Origin of the sequence: Cyclobacterium xiamenense (assembly GCF_042140265.1) — a bacterium.
In the GTDB taxonomy this organism is placed as follows: Bacteria; Bacteroidota; Bacteroidia; order Cytophagales; family Cyclobacteriaceae; genus Cyclobacterium; species Cyclobacterium xiamenense_A.
Window position 1 is genome coordinate 4651980 of sequence record NZ_CP159481.1, and the last position, 12050, is coordinate 4664029.

Genomic DNA, 12050 nt, shown 5'->3' on the forward strand with positions numbered 1-12050 from the left:
AACCTTTAATTAAAACTCATTGATTGTTCTTGCGAACAACTGAATTTAATTTATCTGCCAATAAATACATGACAGGTACTATTACTAACGTTAAAAAGGTCGCAAAGGTTAGGCCAAATATGACGGTCCATGCCATTGGCCCCCAAAAATCTGCATTATCCCCACCAATGTAAAACTTGGGATCAAAGGAGGAGAGCAATCCGTAGAAATCAATGTTCATTCCCAACGCCAGGGGGATCAGTCCCAGCACCGTGGTAATGGCAGTGAGCAATACCGGGCGCAAACGAATTTTTCCTCCCTGAATGATGCTGTCAAGTAATTCTTCTTTCGATAGGTACCCGTTCTCAGGCACGTTCAATTCCTCCCGTCTTCTCTCCCGTACCAGGTTGGTGTAATCGATGAGAACGATGGCATTGTTCACCACCACCCCGGCCAGTGAGATAATCCCAATGCCAGTCATGATGATTACAAAATTCATATTGAATGCCACCAATCCGAGAAATACGCCAATGGTACTGAAAACCACCGAAGCCATGATGATGAAAGGTGTTGTCACCGAATTGAATTGTGCAACGATAATCAGGAAGATCAATGAAATTGAAATGATCAAGGCCCGGGTAAGAAATTCGGCCGATTTGGCCTGTTCTTCCTGCTCGCCGGTAAAACTCACATCGATGCTCTCCGGAATTTCAATATCCTGAATGAGCCGCTTGATTTCGTTATTGATTTCGGTGGCATTGTATCCGTCGTTTACGTTGGAAAACAAGGTAATCACGCGTTCCAGATCTTTCCGCTTGACCGAACCGTAGGTAGAACTGTACTCCAGACTCGCAACGGAAGAAATGGGGATCTCTTTCTGATTACCAAACTTATCCCGGAAACTGATTTTCTTATTAAGCAGCGCCCCAATATCGTACCGGTATTCGTCCGCAAGGCGCAGCTGTATCGGGTAATCGTCTTCTCCTTCTTTGAATTTGGACACCTCCAGGCCAAAGAGTGCCGTCCGAAGCTCGTTGGCAATGGTAGACGTGGACAAGCCAAACCTACGGGCCTTTTCCCGGTCAATATCCAGTATCAACTCCGGGTTTCCCGTTTCCAGATCGGTCTTCAATTCCTCTATCCCCTCGATTCCCGATTCGTTGATCTGCTCCCGCATCTGGTTGACAAAAGCGATCAGTTGGTCGAAGTTTTCGCCGCTAACTTCAATATTGATTGGTTTTCCTACCGGAGGACCATTCCGCTGTTTATCGACGGTGAGCAACACGCCTGGATAGCCTTCCGCGAGTTTCCGGATTTTTTCCATGACCTCATTCGTATTTACCCCGTTTCTGAACTGGTATTCGACAAAGCCGATGGTAATTTTTGCCTTATGGGGTGTAGAGGCCTGACTCGGGCCTTCCAAGGGATCTCCGGTACCCTCTCCGATTTGCGTAATGACCGACTCAATGATGTCCTCGTACGGTTCCAGAACCTCAAACAGGTCATTTTCCATTTTATTCACAAAGTCATTGGTGGCTTCGATATCCGTACCAATGGGTTTTTCCATGTAAATACTGACAAGGGAGGGCTGATTGTCCGGGAAGAATAGAATTTTAGGCGCCCGAACCCCTAGCAATACCAACGATATTATCAGTAACAGAACCGTGCCGCCAAAAAACAAATAGGGCCCTTTGCCCTTCAACGCAAAATGCAACGTTTTTTCGTACAGGTTTTCGAGCTTCACCAGAAAGGAATTCTGAAACCAACGTATGGCCTTTCGGAGTGCGAAAACGTTAAACAAAGTCAGCAATGCACCCAAAAATAACAGGTTTCCAAGGGCAACCCAACCAGCGAAAAAACAAACAATGGCCACCAGGGTAAGCACCGCGGCCACGATCACCGGCTTTCTTACCGGCTTGTTCTGGTCTACGTCCTGTATCTTCATGTACAAGGCAGTCAACACCGGATTGATAACCAGGGCAACAAAAAGGGAGGAGGACAACACGATAATCAGCGTAATCGGCAGGTACTTCATGAACTCGCCAATGATATCGTCCCAGAAAGCCAGGGGAAGGAAAGCGGCCAGCGTGGTGGCCGTGGAAGTGATGATGGGCCAGGCTACTTCTCCCACCCCTTCTTTGGCCGCACGTACGGCGGATTTGCCTTCCTGCATGAGGCGATAGATATTCTCCACCACTACGATACCGTTATCGACCAACATTCCCAATGCCAGGATCAGGGAAAACAACACCATTAAGTTTAGGGTCACCCCCAGGGAGTTTAGCACCAGGAACGAAATAAACATGGATAAGGGGATAGCGATCCCCACAAACAGCGCATTTCTGAATCCGAGAAAAAACATGAGTACCAACACCACGAGGATCACTCCGGAAATGATGCTGTTCTCCAAATTATCCACTTGCGACCTGGTAGCCTTGGACTGATCATTGGTAATCGTCACTTCCAGATCTTCCGGGAAACGGTTGATCTTTACTTCTTCGATCAGCGCTTTGATTTTATCGGATGCATCCAAGAGGTTTTCTCCACTTCTCTTGACCACGTTGATGGTAACGACCGGAAGTTTGTTGCTGCGTGCATAGCTTTCGCGTTCTTTGTAGGTATCACTAAAGGTTGCCACATCCCGCAGGTATACGATCTTTTCGTTTTCCGTTTTTACGATGACGTTTTCAAGCTGCATGGGATCGGTAAACTCTCCCGCTATCCGCAAGGTTCTGCGGTAATCCCCGGAGAGGATATTGCCTCCGGAAATGGTTACGTTTTCGTCAGCGACCGCACCGGAAATATCCGAAAACGTTACCCCATGGGATTCCATTTTGTACAAATCGGCATCAATGCGGATTTCCCGTTCGATGGTTCCGCTCAGGTCGGCACTGGAAATCTCAGAAAGCTTCTCGATCTCGTCCTCCAGAAACTCCCCGTATTTCTTGAGTTCCTGCTCCGTATAGTTGCCGGAGATATTGACATTCATGATAGGAAATTCCGAGGTATTGATTTCCAGTACATCCGGGTCCCGGTCCAGGTCGGACGGAAGCTCGCTTTTGGCTTTGTCTACCGCATCCTTCACATCCTGAAGGGCTTTAGAAATATCCACGTTGGGATTGAACTCCACTACGATGGAAGAAAAGTCCTGTATGGAAGTAGAGCTCACGTCCTTCAGGTTGTTGATGGATTTGAGTTCTTTCTCAATGGGTCGGGTAATCAAATTCTCCATATCCACTGGGGAGTTTCCCGGATAGGCCGTCCCCACGTAGACAGTAGGAATAACAATCTCGGGAAAACTTTCCTTTGGCATGGTACGGTAGGCAAAAACGCCCAGAAATGTGATGATTAAGGTCAGAATAACCACACTGGTCCGATTGTCCACCGAAAGCGAGGAAATTCCAAACTCTCTGATCACGCCTTTTTTTGAATTTTCTTCTGTAGCCATAAATGCTTTAGGATGCGATGTTTACACTAAAATTATCTCCAACTTCCCTGAAGCCTTTGTCAACGAGGGTTTCGGAACCATTCAATCCTTCCAGAATCTCGGTTTTTCCATCATACGTCATGCCACGCTCCACGTACCGCTTACGCGCCATACCCTCTTCTACCACGAACACATAACTTCCCTTGTTGTCTTGCAAAATCAAGTAAGTAGGTACCGTCACAGCGTCCGTATTCTGGTAATCCTGTATATTGAGCACCGACAGCATGTTCGGTTTCACGTTCTCTAATTTCGGCAAAAAGACTTCCACTTTAAATGTTCGGTTATTGGGGTCGATGATCCTCCCAATGGCCGTTACCTTTGTCTTAAGTGATTCCCCAATGGAGGGAAAACGAATACTGACCGAATCTCCTTTTTCCAGGATACCGACGTACCGTTCGGATATATCCCCTTCAATAAACAGATCGTCCTCTCCCACCATGTTTACTATCGGTGTCCCGGGCTGAACCAATTCGCCCACACGAACCAGCAATTCCTCAACGGTGCCATCAAATGGTGCCCGTACGGTGGTACGATCCTTTTGCAGCTGCAGGGAAGAAAGGTTTTTTTCAAGCGTCTCCTTCCGGTTTTTTGCCTCCAGGTATTGCATTTCTGTCCCAATCTGCTGATTCCACAAGCGCTCCTGCTTTTCAAACATGGTTCTGGCCAACTCCAATTGGGTCTCAATCTCCTCCAGGTTTCGTTCGACAGACTCTGCATTTATTTTCGCAATCACCTGTCCTTTTCGGATGGACATTCCCTCCCGGGTGACCACTTCTTCGATACGTCCGGAAACTTCGGCACTGATGTTGACATTTTTCTTCGAAAGGACAGAGCCGGTCACTTCCACATAATGCTCAAAATTTCCTTGCTCGGGTCGAATGGTGGTGATAAGAACCGATTTCCGTTGATTCTTCCGGAATTCGGGATCCAATTGGGAAAGTTCGGTTTCCAGCTCCTCAATTTTCACCTTCAACGCTGCGGCCTCCGATTTGTACCCTTCTAGTTGTTCCTTCTTTTCGGCCAGTTCATCCGTAGGTGCCGAACAGGAGACGACCCCTACGATTAGGGCCATGCTTAAAAACTTGATTGTATTTTTCATAAAGGTATGGTATTCGTTTTTTTAGTTTAAAATTCCCAAAGCTTTTTCCAAATCGACCTTGGCAATGAAAGCATCGTATAAGGCCGAGAAATAATTGGTTTCGGCCTCCTTTAATGCGGAATCCGCCTCAACTACTTCCAGGTTTGACCCCACGCCCTCCTGGTATTTTATCTTGGCCATGTCGTATACCTCCAGAGCAAGGTCCCGGTTTTCACGTTGCACCTCCAGGGACTTCAAGCTATTCACCAGATTCTGCCGGGCCTGAAATTTTTCCACGACAATGTTCTGAAGCAAGGACTCTTTCTGTACCTCTAACTGCCGAAGTTGTACGCGATTCTGCTGGATCTTATACCGCTTGGTAAACCCATCAAAAATGGGAATCTGTAAGGTTACCCCCAAAATAGAACCCGTGAACCATTCGCCGGACCACAGTCCCGGAAAACTCCCGCCAAATGAATTTCGTTGAAACGTATAATTTGCATCCAAACGGGGCATGTATTGAATCTGGTTGTTTTTTAGGTCCAGGCTGGCCAGTTCGTAGTTGGTATTGACCTGGTCGATTTCTATCCGGCGCTCCCCTTCTTCCAATAGCAATCGCTCAGCGTCCAGCAGGGTTTCCATTGCCGAAATGGTGTCCACCAGCCTGATGTCCTGATCCTGAGGAAGCCCCATCTGGAATTTCAACAAGCGCAAACTGACACGGCTTGCCGTTTCCGCCTTGTCAAGTTCCGTTTGAATATTGTTGTGCTGCACCCGGATTCGGGTGACGTCGATCTTTTCCGCAAACCCTTCTTTGTACAATATTTCCGTTTCTTTCAGAAGGGTATCGATCCGGCTTAAATTTGCCCTTACCAAGGCTTCGCGCTCCCGACTCACCAACACCGAATAATACGCTTTCTTGACATTTTCGATCACCTCCAATTCGGTAAACTTCCGATCGACCTCCGCCAACTGCCGATAGGTTTTCGCTGCCTTTAATCCAATAAAATAGGAACCGTTGAAGATCATCTGTGAAACCGTTGCCGTGAGCCCCGCTGAGTACACAGGAGAAAACTGTACACCGATAAATTCGCCCTCCGGAGCTTCCGGATCGGCAATGATCGCAGGAAACGGCGTGACGGGAACCACCAGATTCTTCGTAGCGTTAAGATTTCCATTGATTTGGGGAAGCCCTTCTGCGGTACGTTCTCCTACCAAACCCCTTGCTGCCTCGATTTCCAATCGGGCATTTTTGGCTTCTGCATTGTTTTCCAAGGCATAGGCGACGCTTTCTTCCAGCGTGAATGGCACTTGTTGGGCCTGCACGAGCAGGCCGCTTCCAAACACCCAAACAAAAACGAATAAAATTACCGGTTTGAACTTCATAAAACTAAGATTCCTGTGTTTGTAATTTTTTGTAATAGGTATTCCTTCCCTGATCGGTGAGTATTCCATGTATAAAATGATCCAATAGCTGCAAATGATAATCCAATAGCGTGTATTTATCCTGAGGCAGGTTCCCCGAAATGAAACTTGTAATCTGATTCAACCGCATGAAGGCCAAAATTTCCGAATTGATTTCACTTCTGAAATCCCCTGATTGCTTTCCTTTCTCCAAAATCTGCACAATCCCTTTCCAGGCATGCTCCCGTTTAAACTCCTCCAGCTTTCTCCAACACTTGGGGTAAAATCGCTGCACATCGTGCAACAATAAAGGGTTCATTTTGGAAAACCGCTCCCTGAGATAACGGGTCATCTGTAGGAGGTGATCGATTACCCCTTCTTTCGATGCCATCATTTCATAAAAAGCACATTCGTCCGCTTCAAGCGCTGCATCAAAAGCAGCGGTTACCAGGTCTTCTTTGCTCGCAAATTCCTCGTAAATGGTCTTCTTCGACATACCTGCCTGCCGTGCAATTTCGTCCATGGTAACGGCGCGTACACCAAAAACAAAAAATTGCTCCAGAGCAACCTGAATTATTTTCTCTCGTGTTTCCAACTATTCTTCTATAAACTTCCTGCCAAGAAACTCTGGAAACTTTCAAAAGGTTCAAAGTTTCCGCGAAATTAACTAATTTTTTTAATAAAGAAGAAAAAGCTACATTTTTTGCATCGAATTCCCATTTCCACCTGTTGAATTCCCTCGCAAAAACTGCCCAAAAGATCATTTTTTTTAGGAAAGGTCGAGTGGCCGGTCGGGGACCATTCCGATAAAATGTCCGAATACGAACGCTTTTAAAAAAATATATCCGGTTACGGACAGGTACCCCTCTGGGACGGAGGTTTGTCAGCAGAATAGGCGGTAAATTTAAAAAGCAATTTTGTACCTTTGCTGCTTCAATTTACCATCACAATCTGTATGACTATTTTCTTTTTTCAATCTTCTGAAAAAACGGTATACGCCCTGGAAAGCGGCCAGCCCATGGATTCAATTACATTACAGAAATTATGCTGGCTCTTCGGCGATGCAGAATTTCTGGAAAAAGATCGGATCCCAGGGAAATTTTTTGGCCCGAGAAAAGAAATGATCACTCCCTGGTCTACCAATGCCGTGGAAATCTGCGAAAACATGGGAATCAGCGGGGTTCGAAGAATCGAAGCCTTCGTACCCTGGTCCGAAGACCTTGTGCTGGACCCCATGCTGCAACGCCTCTATCCCGAGTTGGATCAAGACCTATACTCCATAGAACAAACTCCCGACCCGATCCTGTCTATCCACGATATCGACAGCTACAATGCGCAAGAGGGACTAGCCCTTAATGCGGAGGAAGTGGCCTACCTGCAGGGGGTGAGCGAATCCCTGGGTAGACCCCTGACCGATAGCGAAGTGTTTGGCTTCAGCCAGGTAAATTCCGAGCATTGCCGGCACAAAATATTTAACGGCACCTTCGTCATTGACGGAGAAGAAAAACCACTCTCACTCTTTCAGTGGATAAAAAAAACATCACAGGCCAATCCAAATGGAATTGTCTCGGCCTACAAGGACAATGTTGCCTTTGTCAGGGGACCGAGGGCGCTTCAATTTGCCCCGGCAAATCCGGAAACGGCCGACTTTTTTGCCATTCGTGAAATTGAAACTGTGCTTTCCCTCAAGGCGGAAACCCACAACTTTCCTACGACGGTGGAGCCATTTAACGGTGCTGCCACGGGTTCAGGTGGTGAGATCCGGGACCGGATGGCAGGAGGTACCGCCTCCATTCCACTGGCCGGTACCGCGGTGTACATGACCTCCTATCCGCGAACCGCTCCCGACCGGGTCTGGGAAGCGGGGCTGAAAGAAAGAAACTGGCTGTACCAAAGCCCCCTCGATATCCTGATTAAAGCTTCGAATGGAGCGAGTGATTTCGGGAACAAATTTGGCCAGCCGTTGATTTGCGGAAGTTTGGTAACCTTCGAGCACCAGGAGCACGATCGGACCTGGGGTTTCGATAAAGTCATCATGCTTGCCGGAGGGGTGGGTTTTACCCGGGCACCTTACAGCTTGAAGAAACGACCCGGCAAAGGGAATCGTATCGTTTTGATGGGGGGAGACAATTACCGCATCGGGATGGGGGGAAGCGCAGTTTCCTCGCTGAATACGGGCGAACTTACAAATGCGCTGGAACTGAATGCGGTACAGCGATCCAATCCGGAAATGCAAAAACGAGTGGCAAATGTCATCCGCGCCATGGCCGAGAGCGAGGATAACCCGATCCTTTCCATTCACGATCACGGAGCAGGTGGACACCTCAATTGCCTTTCGGAGTTGGTGGAAGAAACGGGTGGAACCATCCACCTGGAGAAATTACCCCTGGGCGATCGCACGCTTTCTGCCAAAGAAATCATAGGCAACGAGTCTCAGGAACGAATGGGACTGGTTTTAGAAAAGTCCCGGTTAGAAACCATCAAAAAAATAGCAGCACGCGAACGCGCCCCTTTTTACGAAATCGGGGAAACCACGGGAGATTTTCACTTCCGGTTTGAAAACAGTAAAACCGGCGAAAAGCCCATCGACTGGAGCTTGCAGCACATGTTCGGATCTTCTCCAAAAACAGTCCTGAGTGACCGTCGCTCCCAGCTTTCTTTCGCGAATCCGGAATACCACTCGGAAAAGATCGAAGAATACCTGCTGCAGGTCTTGCAACTGGAAGCGGTGGCCTGCAAGGACTGGCTGACCAATAAAGTCGACCGATCGGTTACGGGACGGGTCGCCTGCCAGCAATCTACCGGACCCCTGCAATTGCCGCTAAACAACGTTGCTGTGATGGCAATGGACTACAGCGGGCAAAAAGGAATAGCGACCTCTCTCGGGCATGCGCCCGTAGCAGCTTTGTCCAGCCCGGAGAAAGGCTCGCGGCTGGCAATCGCCGAGGCGCTGACCAACCTGATTTGGGCACCACTGACCGAGGGACTGAAGGGAGTGTCCCTGAGTGCTAACTGGATGTGGCCCGCAAAAAATCCCGGCGAAAATGACCGCTTGTACCGGGCAGTAGAAGCTTGCAGTCGCTTTGCCATCGAACTGGGCATCAATATTCCCACCGGGAAGGACTCCCTTTCCATGACCCAAAAATATCCGGACGGACAAACGGTACTGGCACCAGGAACGGTCATTATCTCTACGGTCGGAGAATGCGCGGACATCCACCGAATCGTGTCTCCAACCTTGCAAACGAATACCGGTAGCGGACTGCTGTACCTGGATTTTTCCAAAGACGAAGCACGTCTGGGAGGAAGCTCCTTTGCCCAAATCCGTCAACGTATCGGTTCCGAGGCACCCGACGTAGTCGATTCGAGCTATTTTGTTCGCGCCTTTGCAGCCGTGCAGCAACTGATTCGTGAGGATGCGATTCTTGCCGGGCACGACATATCTTCGGGTGGTCTGATCACTACCCTGTTGGAAATGTGCTTTCCAAATGAAGACCTGGGGCTACAGGTACATCTGGAAAACCTTAGAGAAAAAGATCCTATTAAAGCCCTGTTTTCGGAAAATCCCGGATTGGTCATCCAGGTCCAAAACCCGGACGAAGTCACTGCCCGACTGCTAGCGGAAGGTATTGACGCCATTCCCGTAGCCAGCCTGTCCTACGACGGAGCACTGCACCTCTCCCCATTGGGATACGCCTGGAACGTAGCAGACCTACGGGACACCTGGTACCGTTCCTCCTACCTGCTGGACCGGAATCAGTCTGGAGAGAAATTGGCCAAAGAACGGTACGAGCACTACAAAAATCAACCGTTGACCTACACTTTTCCAAGGGATTGGAAAGGTACGTACGAATCACTGCATGTGAATCCGGAAAGAAAAAACGCGACCGGTACCCGAGCGGCAATCATTCGGGAAAAAGGGGTCAACGGCGACCGGGAGATGGCCTATGCCCTCTGGCTCGCCGGGTTTGACGTAAAAGACGTACACATGACCGACCTGATTTCGGGAAGAGAAACACTCGAGGAGGTGAACATGATCGTATTTGTGGGTGGATTTTCCAATTCCGATGTATTGGGTTCTGCCAAAGGATGGGCGGGTGCCTTTCTCTGCAACGAAACGGCAAAACAGGCCCTGGACCGATTCTACGCAAGAGAAGATACCCTGAGCCTGGGTGTTTGCAACGGCTGTCAACTCATGATAGAACTCGGACTGGTCAACCCGGAACACGATCAGAAAACCAAAATGTTGCACAACGACAGTCATAAATTTGAATCGGCATTTGTCAATGTGACCATACCCGAAAACCATTCGGTGATGCTGCAGTCCCTTTCCGGATTGCGTCTGGGCGTATGGGTGGCTCATGGAGAAGGGAAATTTCATATGCCAATGGCGCTTTCGGATTACCACAGTTGCATGCATTATTCCTATTCGAGCTATCCCGGTAATCCAAACGGGTCGGATCATGCAACTGCGGGTCTGGCCTCCAGGGACGGGAGGCACCTGGCCATCATGCCACATATCGAACGCGCCCTTGCGCCCTGGAACTGGCCGTATTTTCCCCGGGAAAAACGACAGCAAGAAGTAACTCCCTGGATTCAGGCCTTTATTAACGCAAAGAAATGGGTCGATTCCCATAGAAAGCAGGAAGACTAAAATGTGGGGGATGCCTACCAAATAAAAGACAAAAACATCGCGTCCTTCACCGCCCGGTCTAAAAATCCGGGCAATCCCAGACAACCAAAATAAAAATCCCAGGGATGCCTCGGACGATGCGCAGCGAAATTCATTTTATAGTATTTTACCTGACCCTTCGAAAGAAAGGAATAACCAGCCCACTCCTACCCTGGCTGCCTTCCACTGGCTCAAGATGCCTAAAAAACGGGGTTGCACGGTGTTTTGGCTGTCAGAACAGCCAAGCGTTTCCTACATGAGACGCTACGCGCTTACCGCCGCGATGAGCCGGGTCCTGAGGGGGAACCGAACGCATTCGCCTGGAATTGGGAGGTATTCTACCAAATAAATAGGGCCTGCTCCCAATTGCCGTACAAATTGGTCTGCTGGCAACCCTTTATCCCGGAAGGATCTCCCTTACGCTGGGAAGGGACCCCGGTCCGTTCGGACGCTTCCGTCAATTCATTCGGGGATTAGCCGGCCATTTGGAGGGCCTCGTCGCGCTGGAAGTGAATAAAAGTGCCTGGATAAGGAGTCCCATGACGATCAGTATTACCATCTCCAACTGGGATACCAGGCTACCTCGGTGAAAAATCCGATCGGTTCTGGATTTTATTTTATCGGCCTCGGCCAACTGGATCTGAGAGAGCACGTGCAAGTCCATAAAGGCGGACTGGATCATCGTTTCCTCACTTGCAAGGTCGCCCTCCTTTAGACGTAGATCCATTTCCTTCGTCAAACCGGTGAAATGAAGAAAATACTTTGCCTCCTCCTCCGTCAGTCTCGTTTCCTGGTACAGTCGGTTGAGGGTATCTATTTCTGATAGCAGTTGGTTTGCCACTTGTTGCTTTTGCAGCAGCGAACTACCTGGTTCGTTGATCGTCAGTTGCAGCAGATGCAGTTTTTCCGAAAAATTCAGAATATAGCTCTCGGCTACGAGTCTATCCCGGTAGATGGCTTCAAATGCAGTTTCCAACTCAGCTATTTGGCTCCGCTGGTTGACATTGGTCGCCATTACCAGCAGGATGACTCCAAAAAGCAGTGAGGCAGCGGTAAGTTTGTGCTTAACGGTGTACGTCCATTTCATTTGTTTCATTTTTTTCAGACAGGCAGTGTCTCCGCTGCCTTCGGCAATAACGGTTGTGGCATCCCTCTTAAGGTTGCCCCTCAGATGGCTGCCTTTTGCTGGAAAGCGTCGATTTCATTGCGACCTGCCTGGGTTAGACCCAAACTTTGAGGCAGATCGGTTAGGTGCAGCAAAGCTACGGGGAAAAGTGTTAAAAAAAAGCGATAATACGGGTAAAACTAGTGGCAATTTTCACAGCCACAGCTATTTTTATTTTTGTTCGTTTTTTTCGAGAATAGCTTGTACGCCCAATATCCCAGGACTCCAACAAACAATATTCCTACAATCAGTTCCTGCCACATCA

At 48.7% G+C, this 12050-nt stretch carries 7 protein-coding genes; 1 reads left to right on the forward strand and 6 read right to left on the reverse strand.

Features of this window, described 5'->3' with window-relative positions:
* Nucleotides 1–16: 16 nt before the first annotated feature.
* From ABWH99_RS18900 to ABWH99_RS18915, 4 genes are read right to left on the reverse strand one after another with little or no spacing between them, the layout of a single operon-like run.
* Entirely contained in the window at nt 17–3427 is a 3411-nt protein-coding gene (locus ABWH99_RS18900; RefSeq protein ID WP_375583372.1) for an efflux RND transporter permease subunit, read from the reverse strand.
* A gap of 7 nt (nt 3428–3434) precedes the next feature.
* The gene (locus ABWH99_RS18905) at nt 3435–4565 is read right to left on the reverse strand and encodes an efflux RND transporter periplasmic adaptor subunit (RefSeq protein ID WP_375583373.1); all 1131 of its coding nucleotides are present in this window, start codon (nt 4563–4565) and stop codon (nt 3435–3437) included.
* A 21-nt stretch (nt 4566–4586) separates the two neighbouring features.
* Nucleotides 4587–5930 (reverse strand): TolC family protein, encoded by a 1344-nt coding sequence (locus ABWH99_RS18910; protein ID WP_375583374.1) that lies wholly within the window; start codon nt 5928–5930, stop codon nt 4587–4589.
* Between the two features lie 4 nt (nt 5931–5934).
* On the reverse strand, nt 5935–6543 hold the full coding sequence (locus ABWH99_RS18915) for a TetR/AcrR family transcriptional regulator (RefSeq protein ID WP_375583375.1): 609 nt from the start codon (nt 6541–6543) through the stop codon (nt 5935–5937).
* A gap of 360 nt (nt 6544–6903) precedes the next feature.
* Between ABWH99_RS18915 and purL the strand changes: the two genes are divergently transcribed.
* A complete protein-coding gene (gene purL, locus ABWH99_RS18920; RefSeq protein WP_375583376.1) occupies nt 6904–10602 on the forward strand; it encodes a phosphoribosylformylglycinamidine synthase in 3699 nt (1232 codons plus the stop codon).
* Nucleotides 10603–11077: 475 nt separating this feature from the next.
* Here the strand turns inward: purL and ABWH99_RS18925 are convergent, their stop codons facing one another.
* Both ABWH99_RS18925 and ABWH99_RS18930 read right to left on the reverse strand, forming a co-directional pair.
* The gene (locus tag ABWH99_RS18925; RefSeq protein WP_375583377.1) at nt 11078–11707 is read right to left on the reverse strand and encodes a hypothetical protein; all 630 of its coding nucleotides are present in this window, start codon (nt 11705–11707) and stop codon (nt 11078–11080) included.
* Between the two features lie 218 nt (nt 11708–11925).
* A complete protein-coding gene (locus ABWH99_RS18930) occupies nt 11926–12048 on the reverse strand; it encodes a FeoB-associated Cys-rich membrane protein (protein ID WP_375583378.1) in 123 nt (40 codons plus the stop codon).
* Between the last annotated feature and the right edge of the window lie 2 nt (nt 12049–12050).

Bases quoted from the DNA above. Each gene is read 5' to 3' on its own strand.
- ABWH99_RS18900 (WP_375583372.1), bottom strand. From the start codon at position 3,427: ATGGCTACAGAAGAAAATTCAAAAAAAGGCGTGATCAGAGAGTTTGGA.
- ABWH99_RS18905 (WP_375583373.1), bottom strand. From the start codon at position 4,565: ATGAAAAATACAATCAAGTTTTTAAGCATGGCCCTAATCGTAGGGGTC.
- ABWH99_RS18910 (WP_375583374.1), bottom strand. From the start codon at position 5,930: ATGAAGTTCAAACCGGTAATTTTATTCGTTTTTGTTTGGGTGTTTGGA.
- purL (WP_375583376.1), top strand. From the start codon at position 6,904: ATGACTATTTTCTTTTTTCAATCTTCTGAAAAAACGGTATACGCCCTG.
- ABWH99_RS18925 (WP_375583377.1), bottom strand. From the start codon at position 11,707: ATGAAATGGACGTACACCGTTAAGCACAAACTTACCGCTGCCTCACTG.
- ABWH99_RS18930 (WP_375583378.1), bottom strand. From the start codon at position 12,048: ATGTGGCAGGAACTGATTGTAGGAATATTGTTTGTTGGAGTCCTGGGA.